The following is a 17,350-nucleotide window of genomic DNA, read 5'->3' as shown; positions in this document are numbered from 1 at the left end:
CATGCGTCTGAGACTGGTTCGTGAAAACACATCGATTGATTTCTTTAGCCGGGCCCGGATTTGGCTGGGGATCTCCATGGTTGCCATGGTGCTGGCCTTTGCATCCTTCCTGATCCAGGGGCTGAACTTCGGGATCGATTTTCAGGGGGGACAAGTATCCGCACGGATAGTTCTGTTCCTGTAGACGTCGCAGAGTATCGAGCAGCGCTTGAGGTGTTGGATCTTGGCGACATCTCGATCGCTGAGGTGGACGACCCGCTGTTTGATGAGGATCAGCATGTTGCGTTGGTCCGGGTCCAAGCGCAGGAAGGCGACGAACGGATCGCATCTGAGACGATTGAGGCCATTCAATCTGCCTTGCGCACCATTGACCCGAATATGACTTTCCCCTCGGTCGAATCCGTTGGCCCCAAGGTTTCAGGTGAGTTGATCCAGACGGCGATCATTGCGGTTGCCTTGGCCGTTGTCGCGATCCTGCTTTATATCTGGCTGCGATTTGAGTGGCAGTTTGCCATTGGCGCCGTGTTGGCGCTGAGCCACGACGTGATCCTGACAATCGGTATCTTTTCGGAGCTTCAGATCAAATTTGACCTCGCGATCATCGCGGCCTTGCTGACCATTGTGGGTTATTCGATCAACGATACGGTGATCGTGTTTGACCGCGTGCGGGAAAACCTGCGCAAGTATAAGAAGAAAGACCTGAAAGACGTCCTCAACATCTCGATCAACGAAACGCTCAGCCGGACCTTGATGACCTCGGTGACGACCATGCTGGCGCTTCTGGCGCTGTTCACCCTTGGCGGTGACGTGATCCGGGGCTTTGTCTTCGCAATGATGTGGGGCGTGCTGATTGGGACCTATTCGTCGATCTTTGTGGCCTCTGCTATTCTGCTGGTGCTGGGGGTTAAGCGCGACTGGTCGAAGAAAGACCCAAGTGCAGGCACCAAATACGGTCATATCGACACCTGAAGGGGGCATCATGCGCCTGAACGAGATCAGCTATAACGACGCGGTGCCGATTGACGGCTACGGCCCCGGTTTTTTCCGGGTGGGCGGCCAGAAACACGATGGAGCGGTGCTGGTGCTGCCTACCGGTGTCAGCGTCTGGGGCGGCTTTGAAGATACCGCGGCTGTGTTGGAACACATCTCGGACATCGACGTGCTGTTCGTCGGTACCGGGGCCGAGATTGCGCATCCCCCCAAAGATTTCCGCACAACGCTGGAAGAGGCCGGGATCGGTGTTGAGACGATGGCCTCGCCCGCTGCCTGTCGTACCTACAACGTTTTGTTGTCAGAGGGGCGGCGCGTGGCTGTGGCCCTGTTGCCCGTCTAATGCTGACCGTTCAAAACCTGACCTGCGCGCGCGGCGGTGTGCCGGTGCTGACGGATGTCAGCTTTGCGGTTGAAGCAGGGACTGTATTGATCCTGCGGGGCCCAAATGGGATCGGCAAAACGACGTTGTTGCGCAGTTTGGCGGGGTTGCAGCCCGTCATTTCGGGGGAGGTCACTTTTCCTGAGGATGAGGGGGCCTATGCCAGCCACGCTGATGGCATAAAGACGGCACTGACGGTCACCGAAAACCTGAAGTTCTGGGCTGATGTGCATGGTGCGCCTTTGCCTGACGATATTCTTGAAACCTTCGATTTGGCCGATTTGCGTGATCGCCTCGGCGGTGCGCTCTCAGCCGGGCAAAAGCGCCGTCTTGGTCTGGCGCGGCTGGGCGTGATCGGGCGCAAGGTCTTATTTTTGGATGAGCCGACCGTGTCGCTGGATGGTTTTTCGGTCAGGCTCTTTGCCGATTGGCTGCAGAATACGCATTTGGCGGCAGGCGGAGTCGCAGTGATCGCCACACATATTGATCTGGGGTTGGACGCGCCGGAACTGGACCTGACCCCTTTTAAAGCGGCCGATGACACAGGTGGCGGATCAGACGAGGCGTTCTTGTGATTGCGCTGTTACTGCGTGATTTGCGTTTGGCCATTCGGGCAGGGGGCGGTTTTGGGCTGGGTTTGGCGTTTTTTCTGATCGTCGTTGTGCTGGTGCCTTTTGGTGTGGGGCCAGAAACGGAACTGCTGTCGCGCATTGCGCCTGGGATACTCTGGGTGGCCTCGCTTTTGGCGGCACTGCTGTCACTCGACCGGATTTTCGCGCTGGATTATGAGGATGGCTCGCTCGCGCTCTTGGCGACATCGCCTTTGCCTTTGGAAGGGGCCGCGATGGTCAAGGCGCTGGCACATTGGATCACGACCGGGCTGCCGCTGACACTGGCAGCACCTGCTTTGGGGTTCTTGCTGAGCCTTGCGCCCGAGGCCTACGCCTATCTGTTTGTTTCTCTTTTGATCGGAACACCTGCGCTGTCGATGATCGGCACCTTCGGTGCGGCGCTTACGATTGGCCTGCGGCGCGGCGGGCTCTTGTTGTCGCTGCTGGTCCTGCCGCTCTATGTCCCCACCCTAATCTTCGGGGCTGAGGCCGTCCGACGGGGTGCTGATGGGTTGGACCCGACGGGCGCATTGATGCTGATGGCGGGGATCACGGCAGGGTCATTCGCGCTCTTGCCGTTCGCGACTGCGGCTGTCTTACGCATCAATCTGCGGTGATCGGGGATTGAGGGCGCTAGGGATGAAGGATAGATAACCGCCATGTCGATGTGGGAATATGCCAATCCAAAGCTGTTCATGAGCTGGACCAGACCGGTCCTGCCTTGGACGTTTGCGCTGGCTGGGGTTTGCCTGGTGGTTGGTCTGGTATGGGGCTTCTTCTTTACGCCTGATGATTTCCGTCAGGGGTCGACGGTCAAGATTATCTATCTGCATGTGCCATCGGCATTGATGGCGATCAACGCGTGGATCATGATGCTGGTCGCCTCGCTGATCTGGGTGGTACGGCGGCACCACGTTTCTGCCTTGGCGGCGCGCGCGGCCGCGCCTGTCGGCGTTGTCTTTACGCTCATTGCGCTTTTTACCGGCGGTATCTGGGGCCAGCCCATGTGGGGAACCTATTGGGCGTGGGATCCGCGTCTGACGTCTTTCCTGATCCTGTTTCTATTTTACCTTGGCTACATCGCCCTGTGGGAGGCCATTGAGGACCCTGACACAGCCGCAGACCTAACGTCTGTTCTGTGTCTGGTGGGGTCAGTCTTTGCGATCCTGTCACGCTATGCGGTGCTGTTCTGGAACCAGGGGCTGCACCAAGGGGCGACGCTGTCGCTGGATAAGGAAGAGAATATCTCGGATGTGTTCTGGTTTCCGCTTTTAGTCTGTATCGCGGGGTTTGTACTGTTGTTTATCGCCTTGGTGCTGTTGCGCACCCGCACCGAAATCCGCGCACGCCGTATCCGCGCCTTGGAAGCGAGGGCGCGCCGTGCCTGATTTGGGTGACTATAGAATGGAGGTCTTGTCGGCCTACGCGGTCAGCATTGTGTTACTGGCGGCGCTCGTCTGGCTGAGCTGGCGACGTTACGCAAAGGTACGTGCCGCCTTGGCGGAGGTTGAGAAGAATGGCTAAAGTCTCGCCCCTGATGATCATGCCGCCGGTCATCTTTGCGGCCTTTGCAGGTTTGGCGCTGGCCGGGATGTTACGGGATAACCCCGACGAACTGCCATCCACCTTTGTGGGCAATCAGGCACCCGCGATTCCGACAGAAGCGGTGCAGGGAACGGTACAGCTAACGGACGCAGATCTGCGCACGGGCGATATCACATTGGTGAATTTTTGGGCCAGCTGGTGCCCGCCGTGCCGTGCCGAGCATCCGAACCTGTTGGACTTGGAAGCGCAAGGCTACCGCGTTGCTGGCATCAACTTTCGCGATCAACAGTCGATGGCCGCCGAATACCTGACCAACTATGATGATCCGTTCTTCGCGACGGCCTTTGACTTGCGGGGGCGGACGGCGATTGACTGGGGGGTGACCGCACCGCCGGAGACCTTCATCGTGGATGGGGACGGGACGGTGCTCTACCGGTTCGTTGGGCCGCTGGTGGGGTCAGACTATGAGCAGCGGTTTTTGCCGGAGTTGGCCAAGGCGGTGGAGTGAGTTTTCGGGGTTAACCCCGACCTACGAAACGAAAAAGCCCAGTCCGATGACTGGGCTTTGTTATTCTCATTGATCAGCGCTTAAGCAGCCTTCGCCAAATTCCGCAGCACGTAGTGCAAAACACCACCGTTCTCGATGTATTCGATCTCAACGGCTGTATCGATGCGGCATTTCACGGTGATCTCTTTCACTGTTCCGTCGCCCATCGTGATCTTGGCCGTCATGTCCTGCAGGGGCTTCACGCTATCCAGACCTTCGATGGTCACCGTTTCTTCACCCGTCAGACCCAGTGATGTGCGGCTATCACCACCGGTGAACTCAAACGGCACAACGCCCATACCAACGAGGTTCGAGCGGTGGATACGCTCAAAGCTTTCGGCGATCACGGCCTTGACGCCCAGCAAGGACGTGCCCTTGGCCGCCCAGTCGCGCGAGGATCCGGCACCGTATTGTTCGCCTGCGAAGATAACCAATGGTGTGCCGTTTTCCTGATGCGCCATCGCAGCATCAAAGATTGAGGTTTGCGCGCCGTCGGGTCCTGTGGTGTAGCCACCTTCGACACCATCCAGCATTTCGTTCTTGATGCGGATGTTGGCGAAGGTCCCGCGCATCATGACCTCGTGGTTGCCGCGGCGTGACCCGTAGGAGTTGAATTCGCGCACAGGCACCTGACGTTCCAGCAGGTACTGGTAGACCGGCGTGGTGTCTTTGAACGACCCGGCGGGGCTGATGTGGTCGGTTGTAACCATGTCGCCAAGCATCGCGAGTACTTTGGCGCTTTCGACGTTTTGGATCGTGCCCGCATCCTTGGACATGCCTTGGAAATAGGGTGGGTTCTGGACATATGTCGATGTCGAGGGCCAGTCGTAGGTCAGTGAGTCGGTTGTTTCAACCGATTGCCACTTTTCGTCGCCTTTGAAGACGTCAGCGTATTTGCTGATAAACGCCTCGCGCGTCACGGTTTTTTCGACCAGCGCGTTAATCTCGGCTGAGGTCGGCCAGATATCTTTCAAGAACACATCATTGCCGTCCTGATCTTGGCCAAGCGGGTCGTTTGCGAGGTCAATGTCCATTGTGCCCGCAAGCGCATAGGCCACGACCAGCGGCGGAGAGGCCAGATAGTTCGCGCGCACGTCGGGCGAAATTCGCCCTTCGAAGTTCCGGTTTCCAGACAGCACGGATGTTGCCACCAGATCGCCTTCGGCAATCGCGTCAGACAGTTCTTTCTGGATCGGGCCAGAATTACCGATGCAGGTGGTACAGCCGTAGCCGACCAAGTTGAACCCGATTTTGTCGAGGTCTTCTTGCAGGCCCGCAGCCTCCAGATACTCCGATACAACCTGTGATCCGGGGGCGAGCGATGTCTTGACCCAAGGTTTCCGGTCCAGACCCAAAGCGGCCGCTTTGCGCGCGACCAAACCCGCGCCGATCATGACATAGGGGTTGGATGTGTTGGTGCAGGAGGTGATCGAGGCGATCACGACCTTCCCGCTTTCCATGGTGTAGTCTTCGCCAGCGACCGCGACTTCTTTGCCCATCGGCCGCTTGAACATCTCTGCCATTTCCTTGGTGAAGGCGGACTTGGCGTCGGTCAATGCCACGTAATCCTGTGGGCGCTTGGGGCCGGAGATCGCAGGCACGATGGTGCCCATGTCGAGATGTAGGGTATCTGTGTAGATTGGCGCGTAATCCGCGCCACGCCAGAACCCGTTTTCCTTGGCGTAGGCCTCGACCAGCGCGATCCGGTCTTCGTCGCGGCCCGTATTGCGCAGATAGCGCAGGGTTTCACCGTCAATGGGGAAGAAGCCGCAGGTTGCGCCGTATTCTGGTGCCATGTTGGCGATAGTCGCGCGGTCGGCCAGTGGCAGGACATCCAAACCTGAGCCGTAGAATTCAACGAATTTCCCGACGACGCCGAGTTCGCGCAGCATTTCAACAACTTTCAGCACAAGGTCGGTACCCGTCGTGCCTTCCATCATTTCGCCGGTCAGCTCAAACCCGACAACTTCGGGGATCAGCATCGATACAGGCTGGCCGAGCATCGCGGCTTCGGCTTCAATCCCGCCGACGCCCCAACCCAGAACGGCCAGGCCATTGACCATCGTCGTGTGGCTGTCTGTGCCGACAAGCGTGTCAGGGTAAGCAACCTCTTCCCCATTCTGGTCCTTGTCTGTCCAGACGGTTTGGGCAAGGTATTCAAGGTTCACCTGATGGCAGATGCCTGTGCCGGGAGGGACAACACGGAAGTTGTTGAAGGCAGATTGGCCCCATTTAAGGAAGGTGTACCGCTCCATGTTGCGTTCATATTCCCGGTCCACGTTCATCTGGAACGCACGAGGGTTGCCGAACTCATCAATCATGACAGAGTGGTCGATGACCAGATCAACAGGGTTCAGCGGGTTGATCTGCTGGGCATCACCACCAAGGGCGACAATGCCATCGCGCATCGCGGCAAGATCGACCACGGCAGGGACGCCGGTGAAGTCTTGCATCAGCACGCGGGCAGGGCGGTAGGCGATTTCGCGGGGGTTCTTGCCGCCGTTGTCCGCCCATGCCGAGAATGCCTTGATGTCGTCCACGGACACTGAAAACCCGTCGTCTTCAAAGCGCAGCAGGTTTTCAAGTACCACCTTTAGCGCCGCGGGTAGTTTGGAAAAATCGCCCAGACCCGCATCTTGTGCAGCCGGGATCGAATAGAAAGCAACCGACTTGTCGCCGACTGTCAGGGTCTTGCGGGTTTTTGAGGTGTCTTTGCCGACTGTAATCGTCATGGCGCTCCCTTTCATGGCTTATGCGTGAGCAAGGCTGTGGTGTAGGTAATGCACCGTGCATGGTCGTCATACAATGCGGCGCTTTCACCATTTGTATACTATTGCACACAATTAAAATCAACAGCGTTTGCAACTGAAACATTGCTAACGCCTCACTCGCAATTGGTTGATTGGTTATTTCAGCCGAAGCTGACTACACCGGGTGGACAAATACAAACTCCCGGGGTCTGCTCATGCGTTCCATCTTAGCACTTTTGTCCTTTGTTGGCTTGTTCAATGCAACATATGCCACAGCCGAGAACGGACCTGTGGTGATCGAGCTTTATACGTCGCAGGGATGCTCGTCTTGCCCGCCTGCGGATGCGATGCTGCATGATCTTGCCAAACGCGATGATGTCATCGCTCTGGCGCTGCACGTTGATTATTGGGACTACATCGGCTGGAAAGACAGCTTTGCCAGTGCCGAGTATACACAGCGTCAGCATGCCTATGCACGGGCGGCAAATGCAACCACGGTCTACACCCCACAGATGGTGATTGGCGGAGTTGATCATGTGATTGGGTCGCGCCCAATGCAGGTGATGGATGTTGTACAGGCGCATAGTCGTCAAGGAAACCCGGTCGATGTGGAACTGACCCGGCGGGGTAGCAATGTCTTTGTCAGTGCCGCAGCGGGCCGCGGCGGTGACTATGTTGTGCAACTGGTCCGTTATACGCCGGAAGAGACTGTTGCGATCCGTCGTGGGGAAAATGCGGGCCGTAATCTGACTTATGCCAATATCGTTACATCCTGGGATGTGATCGGGCGCTGGGACGGGCGAACAGCTCTCGCGCTCGAGGCTGATGCTCCAGGTGACAGCCCTGTTGTTATCATTGTGCAACAGGCGACAAACGGGCCGATTGTCGGCGCCGCTGAATTGCGCTGAAAGCTATTTCCAGCGACGATGCACCCAGAACCATTGCGCGGGGTTACGGGCGATCTGCGCTTCCAGCCGGGCATTCATCTCTAGGAGCATCTGTTCCGGCGTTGCGGGTGCGATTGGGCTTTCGACCTCGATCTGAAATGACAGCCCGTCTGCCTGTCTGATCCCGAAATAGGGGATGACAAGCGCGTCAATTTTCAGGGCGATCTCTGCGGCCGATAATGAAGTGCGCGCCGGATGCCCCAGAAATGGCAATCGCGCGCCGGGTGCAGACACATCGTATAGCAGCGTACCCAGTCCCCCCCCGCGCAGATGTCTGACAAAGCCCATGGTGCCGCGGCGCCCCTGTGCAAAGACAGGTCCACCCCAGGATGTCATGGTCTTGGCGTAGTGATCGTTGAAATATGCGTTTTGCATCGGACGGTAGAGCCCGCCGATGGTATGGCCCATTCTCGTCAAAACATGGCGCGGGGCCTCGTGATTGCCAAAATGGGCGGTGACAAAGATGACGGGTCTTTCTGCTTTGGTGACCTCGGCGAGGGCATCAAGCCCATCGCCCGTTGCTTGGGTCTGGTCCAGCCGCTGGCCAAACTCTTTCCAGGAATAGTTTTCGATGATGGTGCGCCCGAAATTGTCGCAGCATTGCCCGGCCAGTTGCTTTAGCGATCAATCATGCCCATATCGGGATAGATGAGGGCAAGGTTTTCCTCGGCCCGTTTGCGATAACCAGTCAGCGGGCCAATCGCGCGGCGCAGTGCGCTGCCCATCATGACGACACGCTTTTCATATGGCAAACGCATCAATGTGTTGATGAGCCCGCGCAACGCACGGTCCGCCAGCCAATCGGCTCTGGTTCCTGAGGGGGCCGTTTCTGCTGTCACGCAGCGTCTGGCGATTTGGGCAAGCCGGTGCCGATCATGCTGTCGCGGGTAACCAGCTTGGCCAGGTCATCAGCGCTCCAACCTTCGGTATCGGCGGGCCGTGCAGGGATCACGACATACCGCATATCAGCGGTGCTGTCATGGACGCGCACCGTGGTGGTTTCGGGTAGCGTGACGCCGAACTCAGCAAGCACTTTGCGTGGTTCTTTGACGGTGCGGGATCTATAGGCCCGGGATTTGTACCAATCGGGGGGCAAGCCCAGAAGGTTGCGGGGATAGCAAGAACATAGGGTGCAGACGACGACATTGTGTTCTGTGTCAGTGTTTTCCAGCGCGATCAGGCGCATTGGCCCGATGTCAAAACCCATCTCGCGGGTGGCAGCACTGGCGTCCGCGCGCAAAGCATCGCGGAACACTGGGTCGGTCCAGGCGCGCGCCACGACAGCCGCGCCGTTTGCCGGGCTACGCGCATCCATCGCGTCGATCTGTGCTGCAATCTCCTGTGCCGTTGTTACACCTTTTTCGATCAGCAACTCGCGAACGGCGATTTCCATTTGTTGCCAATAGGTCAGCGGGTGATCGTCATCTGGTCGGTAGGGGTGACCCGAGGGTGATAAATGGTCGTGATGATCATGTGGCATGTGGGGCCTCTGCCGGTTCGAGCCAGTGGCTATAAATTTCTGCATCGATCGTGTCGTTAGAGGTCTGAGATGTGTCACCCCAGACTTCTGCCATGGAAAACCGAACCCGCATCAGCGGGAGCGGATCGGCCTTGTTGCCATAGGCGAGTTGTTCCGGGTTGGGGAAGGGACCAAGGGTCCGCTCGACCCAACCGACCTTGCCGCGCAGGTAGTTCGGTGTACGTACATGGCCCGGCGGCATGTCTGCCCGAACCCGCATATACTGGCGCTCACTCACTTGCCGCCTCGCCATAAGTGGCGCCACGTGCGGCCACGTCGGTCATGCGTTTCGCAAGCTCGGCGGTGGTGTAAACCCCAGCTTCAATCAGGTTCTGGTTCACCGATGCGATCCAACGCTCATAGTAAGTCATCGTCTCAAAAGCCTCTTCACCCATATCTTCGAGTACACGGCGCAGGCCATCGACGGTGAAGTGCCCTTTTCCAGAGGTGATAATCATCAGCGCATCAACACGCTTCTCCCAAAGTGAAAAATCATGCTGGTCAGTGGGCACCGGGCCAGCGGCGCTGCCCCCCATATCATGCCAGCGGCGTCCATCGAATGCGGTGTCTTCAGTCATGGGCCAAAGTGTAAACCATTCCTTTGGGAACGTGAATCACTATTCGCCCTGGTCGCTGTCGTCCTCGTCCACCTCGTCCGGGTCAATCAGGGTAATGACGCCAGAATCAACCATTTCGCGGATGGCCGTGGTGATCGCTGACATCGCCTTTTCTGCATCGGCTTTTTTAACATGGCCACGTTCTTCGGCGTCTTCGCGTAACTGCGTTGCCATACGCTGAGATATGCTTCCGAGGATGAACTCTGTCGATGCCACCAGCGTATCGTCGCCTTTCAACCCGGCTGCGATCGCTGTGATCAACACATCGCTATCCACATTGCGGATTGCATTGGGGATGTCGGTGGGTTTGACGCGTGGGGCGATATCTTTGTAGGTGAAAATCGCCTTGCGGACATTTGTGGCAAAATCAGCGTCCTCTTGGCTCAGGCCATCAAGAACGTCTTCACGTGTGTCGGTGACTGTGGAGTTAAGGATAGCTCCCAAACGCTGCACCGGTGCTTTGTCAAAGGCAACATCAGCCGGATGACCGTATTCCTTTGCCAAGGCGGCCCCTATGCGGCGGACCGCATCAGGTGGGATGTTTTCGGTTTGCGACATTGCGTATGTGATTCGGCGCGCACGTTCCCCGGGTGTCCGTGACAAGACCTCTGCCGCCTTTGAAACCGGCAGTTTTGATAGGGCAACCGCACAGATTGCGGTGCTTTCGGCCATCATAATGGCAAGAATCCGCTCAATACTCAGATCAACCACGATGGGCCAGTGATCGCCATTGCGTACGCTTTCCAGCTGGTTGCGCAGGTTGTTAGCGATGCCGGGGCTGAGATGGTCAGCAAGTGCGGTGATCGCCCCCTCGCGGGTACCAGGGGCGGTGAGGCCAACAGCCTCCAACTCGGCTGTGAATTCTTCGGCGACGGCAGAAACAGTGGCTTTGTCCACCAGCCTGAGCGTGCCCAATTCGTCAGTGAGCTGGAGTTGCAGTGATTCAGGCAGCTGACCAAGAGCGAGGGTGTTTCCATCCTCCAGCAACATCTGAATAATCATGGCGGCCTTTCGGCGCCGCGTCAGTGGCTGTTCAGACAAAGGCGATACGTGCATATTCATGAAACACGTATAGCCTGCTGACCGTAAAAGTTTGGTTAGTACAGGGCGTCAGGAACCCGGATGCGTAACCATAACTGACATTTTTTTAAGTTGTTCGACCGTGCCTTCATCAAGCTGAGCGGTATCTGCGGTGTTGTCATGGATACTGATGACCATCGCTTCTATCTGTGCCGTCTCTTCGTCCGTGAATTCGCGGTCAGGATGGGCGAACCCGCCAATACTGCGGCTGTCATCCGATGCGACGGCGATCACAACACCATACTTCATGCCATAGTCTGCGGCTTTCTGCATGACGCCAGCGGGATCTTCCAAATCTGACCATTTCTGGCTGCCGGTAAACTCAAAACCCCAGGCGACCATTGGGTCGCTCATGATCAATCCGTTGCTGGAGTAGTAGTCTAGCCAAGCCTTTGGGTACGTCTGAAAGACGAATTTAGGGGTGGTATATTCCACATGAAAGCCCAATGCGTACCCTGCTGGTGCGATCTCGTGCAGCTTGCCTAGTGTTTCGCTAATCTCAAATTGCGTAGAACTCATTTAACTCAACTCGCTTTCCAGTTGCCAAGCCGTACAATAACGAAATAATGTCCCGCTGATCGTGGTCTTGATAGTTTAGGGCTAACACGGTCATATGAACAAGAGCTTTTCGTGAGGAAGGTTCTACCGGGGTAGCTGAATGTCGAAACTTCTTGGTCTGGATGAGATTGGGCAACTCGCCCCGTCCGGCCATTATATTGCGTTGCGGATCGGCTTCGCCTTCCCGATGGAAGAAGTGAATGAGCTGCCGAAAGACTGGGTGGCTCATTACACGAAACAACGATTTGCCTTGTTTGATCCTGTACTTAGGTGGGCCTACAGCAACATTGGTGCCGTCCGTTGGAGCGAGTTTCCCGTTGATGATCCCAAGCGGATCATCGCGCAGGCGCAGACCTTTGGCATGCGGTATGGCGTGACCGTTTCTGTGTTCGACAGCAGTGCTGATGCGCAGCGATCCTTTGCATCTTTTACGCGATCTGACCGCGAATATACCGATCTTGAGATCAAGCTTTTGCAGGCGTATCTGTCGCGCCGCCACAATGAAACGGCGCCTCCGACGAATTTGACCAAAGCTGAACTAGAGGCCTTGGGCATGGTCAAAGACGGCAAGCGCCTCAAGGAAATCGCGTTTGAGTTGAGCGTGAGTGAGGGTGCGGTCAAGCAACGGCTCAAAAACGCCAAACTTAAACTGGGTGCAAAAACAAGTACGCAAGCTGCGGCCTTGGCTAACCAGTACGGGCTGGTCTGAAAAGCACATATCCCTTTTTTTCTACTTTCTGAACAATTAGACCTAAATTGTTAACGTCTTGGTGACATTAACATCGGCGGTGGTGGGGGCCGTCGCCACATTGGCTACAACCAGAGGGAAGATTATGGAGAATATCACTTTTAACCTGACAGAGCTGCACAAGTACGGATCTGCGTTCTTTGAGTTCCTGGCGCTGCGCAAACAGTTTTTTGTGGATCAGCTGGGCTGGGACATCCCGCATGACGATGATGTGGAGATGGATCAATACGACAACCCAAAGGCGTACTATTCGCTTGTTTTGAAGGACGGTAAGGTTGTTGGCGGGATGCGCACAATGGCAACAACCGCGCAATGGGGATCGCATACTTATATGTTACGTGATGCCGTTGATGGTAAACTGATCGGCATCCCAGAGGACATCCTGCCTGAGGCAGAAGTCACGCCCACAATCTGGGAAGCAACGCGCATCGTGATTTCGGAAGACATCAAGACACACGCGGAACGCTCTGAATGCTTGGCGATGCTGCTTGACGGTGTTGTTGCACAAGCGCACGAACATGGCGGAACCGAGATTATGGCGCTTTGCCCACCGGTGTTTGCCCGCACAATGCGCCAGTTGGGATACCCGGTTTATCCGATCGGCGAACCCTACATCAATGCGCATGACAATCGGAAGTATGTTGCAATGAAAGGTAAGATCGCTGGGATCAGGCCAAGAGCTTCGCGTGAGGCGGACGTGACACCGACACAGCCTATCGGTCTTAAGCAATCGACCCATGCCTTGCCGCAAAGTGCGGTACACGCGCCATCCAAGATCTAGGTACGCCGCCATAAAGACCTGAACGCCGCTGGTTGGGCTGTCAGGTCGCTGACCCTCTAGTGTGTCTCAAAGACGCGCGCAAAAATCGTATCAACGTTTTTCATGTGATACCCGAGATCGAATTTCTCTTCGATCTCCGCCGGAGAGAGTGCGGCCAAAACGTCTGCATCGGCGAGGAGTTCGGTTTTGAAATCGGCCCCATGTTCCCACACTTTCATGGCGTTTCGCTGCACCAGTTTGTACGCGTCTTCGCGGCTGACGCCCGCTTGCGTCAGGGCCAGAAGAACCCGCTGCGACATAATCAGGCCGCGGAATTTATTCATGTTGGTCAGCATGTTGTCGGGGTAAATCACCAGCTTTTCGACGACGCCAAGCAAGACGGTTCAGGGCGAAGTCGAGGGTGACCGTTGTGTCTGGTCCGATCGCGCGCTCCACCGACGAGTGGCTGATGTCACGCTCATGCCAAAGCGCCACGTTTTCCATCGCAGGCACGACGGACATGCGCACCAGGCGGGCCAGACCGGTCAGGTTTTCGGTCAGCACGGGGTTGCGTTTATGTGGCATCGCGGAAGATCCTTTCTGGCCTTTCGAGAAGAACTCTTCGGCTTCAAGCACCTCGGTCCGCTGCATGTGTCGGATCTCGGTGGCGATGTTTTCGATGCTGGACGCAATCACACCGAGCGTCGCAAAGAACATCGCGTGGCGGTCGCGCGGAATGACCTGGGTGCTGATTGGTTCGGGCTTGAGGCCCAGCTGCGCACAGACGTGTTCTTCGACTGATGAGTCGATGTTGGCAAAAGTACCGACAGCGCCCGAGATGGCACCGGTGGCGATCTCCGCGCGGGCGTTCACAAGGCGCGCACGACCGCGATCCATTTCCGCATAGAAGCGGGCAAAGGTCAGGCCCATGGTGGTTGGCTCGGCATGAATGCCGTGGCTGCGCCCGATGCGGACAGTATCTTTATGCTCATAGGCGCGAGTTTTCAGGGCGGTTAGAACGCGGTCCATATCGGCAATCAGCAGATCGGCGGCGCGGACCAGTTGGACGTTTAGTGTGGTGTCCAGCACGTCTGATGACGTCATGCCCTGGTGCACGAACCGGGCATCGTCTGATCCGATGTGTTCGGCCAGATGGGTGAGGAAGGCGATGACATCATGTTTGGTGACCGCCTCGATTTCGTCAATGCGTGCCACATCGAATTCGACATCTTTGGCTTTCCAGACTGCTTCGGCGTTCTCCTTGGGGATCACACCCAGCGCTGCTTGTGCGTCACAGGCGTGGGCCTCGATCTCGTACCAGATGCGGAATTTCGTGGCTGGTTCCCAAATGGCGGTCATTTCCGGGCGAGAATAACGAGGGATCATGGATAACACCTTCTTGATGTAGGGTGGGCAGAGGATTCCTGACGCGTCATAAGGGGCGGGGCCAGAACCCTCAAGGGAGAGATATGAATGGTGCGGGTGTTAATGGTGCTGCTCTTGTTGCCGGGCAGTGTGTTTGCCGACGACTGGAAGTCCATGGATGGGGCCGAGATTGCCGAAGTGCTGACGGATCAGACGGTGATCTATGAAAACGCGACACAGCGTTTTTATGCGTCGGGGCGTACGCTTTATAGTGCGGGACAGGATAGCTGGGGCTATTGGGTCGTGCGCGATGATCAATATTGCAGCCAGTGGCCACCGGGCGATCAGTGGGATTGTTATGATATCGCCAAAATGGAGGGGATGATCCGGTTTATCGGTATCGACGGCAGTGTAACTGACGGGATGTTTGCCCCGTGACACGTACGCCGGAGGATTTCGTTGGCAGATGGTCTTTACAACGCACCATCCGTGACCAGTTGAACGGGCAGCATGGGGCGCTAGCGGGCAACGCGACCTTTACTCAGGTCGATGCGACCCGCCTGACATACGATGAGACCGGCACCTTGACGCTAGAGAATGGTGTGCATTTGGAAGCCACCCGGCAATATCTTTGGACGTTTTCACCTGATCTGGTGACAGTGACTTTTTCTGATGGCGGCTTGTTCCATCAATTCGTACCATCTGATCACGCCATAGGCACAGATCATCCTTGTGGTGGTGATTTTTACAAGGTGCGCTATGACTTTACCACCTGGCCGCGATGGACTGCCGTTTGGACCGTGACCGGGCCGCGCAAGAACTATGTCTCGACCTCGATCTACGCGCCAATGCCGTCACCGCCGTGATCCAAGATATCGGAAAGACCCATGTTAGCGCCATCTGACTTGCGCTGCGTCGCGGCATGGGCAATAAAACCGTGACGAAACAAATAATAGGGGAGAGCGGCACATGGCCCTCGCACTCAATGACAAAGTTCTGACAGAGGCCTTTGGTCCATCTGAAGGCACGGCACTGCGCGTCAAACAGGCTGTGATGGTGGTTCTTGGTATCTTGGCGCTGGCAATACTGGCCAAGGTCAAAGTACCCGTGCCCGGTAGCCCGGTCGAGCTGAGCATGGGCACATTTGCCGTTTTGACAATCGGTGCTGCATATGGCCCGCGTTTGGGCCTGACCACAATCATCGGCTACATGATTATTGGTATGCTTGGGTTTGATATCTTCCAAAACTCCACGGCGGAACTCAACGGGCTGACCTACATGATGGGCAGCACCGGTGGCTATCTGGTCGGTTATGTGCTGGCTACTTTGGCACTTGGTATTGCAGCCCGTGCTGGCTGGGATCGTTCGGTGTTGTTGATGGTCGTCGCGCTGCTGGTAGCGAACGCGCTGATCTATGTGCCTGGTGTTGCTTGGCTGACGGTGCTTTATGAAGGCAAAGGTCTGGCTTGGGCCATTGAAGTTGGCCTGACACCTTTTGTGATTGGTGATGCGCTTAAACTTGGTCTTGCAGCGCTGCTGATACCTGGCTTGTGGAAGCTGTTTGGTAACGCGCGGTCGTAAGCACTTACCGAGAGAATAAAACAAGGCGCAGCGAACCGCTGCGCCTTTTTTCATGCCAGATGTGTCGAGACCGTTGAGGCCCGTTCCAGTGTGCGATGCACGGGGCATTTGTCTGCGATCTCAAGAAGTCGCGCGCGTTGTTCATCATCAAGATTGCCTTCAAGCCTGATCGCGCGATCAAAGTGATCGACTTTAGCGCCGGGGTCCGCCGCATCGGCTGCATGCTCTTTAGCATGGGTGATGTCGACGTTGACGCCAGTCAAAGGCCAGCCCTTGCGCCGCGCGTACATGCGGATGGTCATTGAAGTACATGCCCCCAGACCCGCTGACACCAGCCCATAGGGGGTGAGCCCTTTGTTGGTGCCGCCGAACTTAGCGGGCTCATCAGCCAGCATGTGGTGGGGGCCGGATTGGATGTCTTGCAGAAAGCCGTTCGCATCGGCTTCGGTGACCCGCATGATCCCCTCTGGGACGGTCGTCAGCGGTTTGGGCTCTTCCAGTTTGAGATAGCGCTTGGACCATGCCGCGATCACGTCTGCCGCATATTCAGCGTCAGCGGGCCGTGTGATCAGGTGGTCGGCATCGTCCAGAGTCACAAAGCTTTTGGGATGTTTGGCTGCAAGGAAGATGTCAGAGGCATTCTCGACGCCCACCGTTGCATCGCGGGGGGCGTGCAGCACCAGAAGGGCCGCGCCCAGTTTCGCGATGGAGGATTTCAGATTGGCTTTGCTGACGTCTTCGACGAAGTTTTTTCCGATGCGGAAAGGGCGGCCGCCGAGTGAGACCTCGGCGACACCCTGGTCAACAATCTCTGGAATCGAGTCCGAAAAGTTATGGGTTACATGCTCGGGGTCGTAGGGTGCGCCGATGGTCACGACAGCTTTGATGCTTTCCATCGTTGGGGCCGCTTTCAGTACTGCTGCACCGCCCAGCGAATGCCCGATGATCAGCGAAGGCGACATGCCTCGGGCGTCCAGCGCTTCGCAAGCTGCGATCAGATCATCGACGTTGGAGGTGAAGCTGGTGTTTTCGAACTCACCCTCTGAATGGCCCAGCCCGGTGAAATCAAACCGCAAGACGGCGATCCCCATCGACGACAGGCGCGCGGCGATGCGGCGGGCCGATGTGATGTCTTTTGAGCATGTGAAGCAATGCGCAAAGAGGGCTGTCGCCAGATGTGGGCCATTGGGCAGATCAAGGCGCGCGGCAAGCGTGTTGCTTGCATGCCCGGTGAAAGTGAGCTTTTCGGTTGGCATCTTAGGACCTTTCTTTTGCGGTCTGCATAAATTCTGCGCAAGACATGGGTGTCAAATGCGTATGCGGCAACGCTTATTGGCGGAAATCGCGGCA

Annotated in this window: 21 protein-coding genes and 2 pseudogenes; 13 read left to right on the top strand and 10 right to left on the bottom strand. The window is 56.7% G+C overall.

Features of this window, described 5'->3' with window-relative positions:
* The first annotated feature begins 1 nt into the window (after position 1).
* The 7 genes and pseudogenes from secF to QTO30_RS06545 all read left to right on the top strand — a co-directional run bounded on the left by secF (position 2) and on the right by QTO30_RS06545 (position 4,036).
* A pseudogene (gene secF, locus QTO30_RS06575) lies at positions 2–969 on the top strand (protein translocase subunit SecF).
* Between the two features lie 10 nt (positions 970–979).
* The gene (locus QTO30_RS06570; protein ID WP_340423311.1) at positions 980–1,333 is read left to right on the top strand and encodes an Mth938-like domain-containing protein; all 354 of its coding nucleotides are present in this window, start codon (positions 980–982) and stop codon (positions 1,331–1,333) included.
* Positions 1,333–1,947, top strand: coding sequence for a heme ABC exporter ATP-binding protein CcmA (ccmA, locus tag QTO30_RS06565; RefSeq protein WP_340423310.1), 615 nt, complete (start codon positions 1,333–1,335; stop codon positions 1,945–1,947). Before QTO30_RS06570 ends, ccmA begins: the two co-directional genes overlap by 1 nt.
* Positions 1,944–2,600 (top strand): heme exporter protein CcmB, encoded by a 657-nt coding sequence (gene ccmB / locus QTO30_RS06560; RefSeq protein ID WP_340423308.1) that lies wholly within the window; start codon positions 1,944–1,946, stop codon positions 2,598–2,600. Before ccmA ends, ccmB begins: the two co-directional genes overlap by 4 nt.
* Before the next feature lie 42 nt (positions 2,601–2,642).
* A complete protein-coding gene (locus QTO30_RS06555) occupies positions 2,643–3,371 on the top strand; it encodes a heme ABC transporter permease (RefSeq protein ID WP_340423307.1) in 729 nt (242 codons plus the stop codon).
* A complete protein-coding gene (ccmD, locus tag QTO30_RS06550; protein ID WP_340423306.1) occupies positions 3,364–3,507 on the top strand; it encodes a heme exporter protein CcmD in 144 nt (47 codons plus the stop codon). Before QTO30_RS06555 ends, ccmD begins: the two co-directional genes overlap by 8 nt.
* On the top strand, positions 3,500–4,036 hold the full coding sequence (locus QTO30_RS06545) for a DsbE family thiol:disulfide interchange protein (protein WP_340423304.1): 537 nt from the start codon (positions 3,500–3,502) through the stop codon (positions 4,034–4,036). The genes ccmD and QTO30_RS06545 overlap by 8 nt, the downstream gene beginning before the upstream one ends.
* An 80-nt stretch (positions 4,037–4,116) precedes the next feature.
* Here the strand turns inward: QTO30_RS06545 and acnA are convergent, their stop codons facing one another.
* Positions 4,117–6,807: an aconitate hydratase AcnA gene (gene acnA / locus QTO30_RS06540; protein ID WP_340423302.1), complete on the bottom strand. Its 2,691-nt coding sequence runs from the start codon at positions 6,805–6,807 to the stop codon at positions 4,117–4,119.
* Between the two features lie 233 nt (positions 6,808–7,040).
* Between acnA and QTO30_RS06535 the strand changes: the two genes are divergently transcribed.
* Positions 7,041–7,733 carry a DUF1223 domain-containing protein gene (locus tag QTO30_RS06535; protein WP_340423300.1) on the top strand — a complete coding sequence of 231 codons (693 nt, stop codon included), beginning with the start codon at positions 7,041–7,043 and terminating at the stop codon, positions 7,731–7,733.
* Between the two features lie 3 nt (positions 7,734–7,736).
* Here the strand turns inward: QTO30_RS06535 and QTO30_RS06530 are convergent, their stop codons facing one another.
* Genes QTO30_RS06530 through QTO30_RS06500 form a run of 7 tightly spaced genes read right to left on the bottom strand, consistent with a single transcriptional unit; the run spans position 7,737 to position 11,507 of the window.
* On the bottom strand, positions 7,737–8,345 hold the full coding sequence (locus QTO30_RS06530; protein WP_340425885.1) for a lysophospholipid acyltransferase family protein: 609 nt from the start codon (positions 8,343–8,345) through the stop codon (positions 7,737–7,739).
* 44 nt (positions 8,346–8,389) lie between these two features.
* On the bottom strand, positions 8,390–8,611 hold the full coding sequence (locus tag QTO30_RS06525) for a hypothetical protein (protein ID WP_340423299.1): 222 nt from the start codon (positions 8,609–8,611) through the stop codon (positions 8,390–8,392).
* On the bottom strand, positions 8,608–9,252 hold the full coding sequence (gene nthA / locus QTO30_RS06520) for a nitrile hydratase subunit alpha (RefSeq protein ID WP_340423298.1): 645 nt from the start codon (positions 9,250–9,252) through the stop codon (positions 8,608–8,610). Before nthA ends, QTO30_RS06525 begins: the two co-directional genes overlap by 4 nt.
* On the bottom strand, positions 9,242–9,544 hold the full coding sequence (locus QTO30_RS06515; protein ID WP_340423297.1) for an SH3-like domain-containing protein: 303 nt from the start codon (positions 9,542–9,544) through the stop codon (positions 9,242–9,244). Before QTO30_RS06515 ends, nthA begins: the two co-directional genes overlap by 11 nt.
* The gene (locus tag QTO30_RS06510) at positions 9,522–9,869 is read right to left on the bottom strand and encodes a ScnB-like protein (RefSeq protein WP_340423295.1); all 348 of its coding nucleotides are present in this window, start codon (positions 9,867–9,869) and stop codon (positions 9,522–9,524) included. Before QTO30_RS06510 ends, QTO30_RS06515 begins: the two co-directional genes overlap by 23 nt.
* Positions 9,870–9,908: 39 nt before the next feature.
* Entirely contained in the window at positions 9,909–10,970 is a 1,062-nt protein-coding gene (locus QTO30_RS06505) for a FliG C-terminal domain-containing protein (RefSeq protein WP_340423293.1), read from the bottom strand.
* A gap of 48 nt (positions 10,971–11,018) precedes the next feature.
* Positions 11,019–11,507, bottom strand: a complete 489-nt coding sequence (locus QTO30_RS06500; protein WP_340423291.1) for an autoinducer binding domain-containing protein — start codon at positions 11,505–11,507, stop codon at positions 11,019–11,021.
* Positions 11,508–11,646: 139 nt separating this feature from the next.
* On the opposite strand from QTO30_RS06500, the gene QTO30_RS06495 reads away from it, so the two are divergent.
* Positions 11,647–12,255 (top strand): autoinducer binding domain-containing protein, encoded by a 609-nt coding sequence (locus QTO30_RS06495; RefSeq protein WP_340423290.1) that lies wholly within the window; start codon positions 11,647–11,649, stop codon positions 12,253–12,255.
* Between the two features lie 124 nt (positions 12,256–12,379).
* Positions 12,380–13,075 (top strand): acyl-homoserine-lactone synthase, encoded by a 696-nt coding sequence (locus QTO30_RS06490; RefSeq protein WP_340423289.1) that lies wholly within the window; start codon positions 12,380–12,382, stop codon positions 13,073–13,075.
* Between the two features lie 56 nt (positions 13,076–13,131).
* Here the strand turns inward: QTO30_RS06490 and purB are convergent.
* Positions 13,132–14,440, bottom strand: a pseudogene (gene purB / locus QTO30_RS06485) (adenylosuccinate lyase).
* 87 nt (positions 14,441–14,527) lie between these two features.
* Between purB and QTO30_RS06480 the strand changes: the two are divergent.
* From QTO30_RS06480 to QTO30_RS06470, 3 genes are all read left to right on the top strand, one after another.
* The gene (locus QTO30_RS06480) at positions 14,528–14,857 is read left to right on the top strand and encodes a hypothetical protein (protein ID WP_340423287.1); all 330 of its coding nucleotides are present in this window, start codon (positions 14,528–14,530) and stop codon (positions 14,855–14,857) included.
* Positions 14,854–15,285: a DUF6314 family protein gene (locus QTO30_RS06475; RefSeq protein ID WP_340423285.1), complete on the top strand. Its 432-nt coding sequence runs from the start codon at positions 14,854–14,856 to the stop codon at positions 15,283–15,285. The genes QTO30_RS06480 and QTO30_RS06475 overlap by 4 nt, the downstream gene beginning before the upstream one ends.
* Positions 15,286–15,388: 103 nt before the next feature.
* On the top strand, positions 15,389–16,000 hold the full coding sequence (locus QTO30_RS06470) for a biotin transporter BioY (protein WP_340423284.1): 612 nt from the start codon (positions 15,389–15,391) through the stop codon (positions 15,998–16,000).
* A 50-nt stretch (positions 16,001–16,050) separates the two neighbouring features.
* On the opposite strand, the gene QTO30_RS06465 is transcribed toward QTO30_RS06470, so the two are convergent.
* Entirely contained in the window at positions 16,051–17,256 is a 1,206-nt protein-coding gene (locus QTO30_RS06465; protein ID WP_340423283.1) for a bifunctional alpha/beta hydrolase/OsmC family protein, read from the bottom strand.
* Between the last annotated feature and the right edge of the window lie 94 nt (positions 17,257–17,350).

The sequence above is a fragment of the Yoonia sp. GPGPB17 genome, assembly GCF_037892195.1.
In the GTDB taxonomy this organism is placed as follows: Bacteria; Pseudomonadota; Alphaproteobacteria; order Rhodobacterales; family Rhodobacteraceae; genus Yoonia.
The sequence above is the reverse complement of the archived record's forward strand: the minus strand, read 5'-3'. Positions and strand labels throughout refer to the sequence as shown.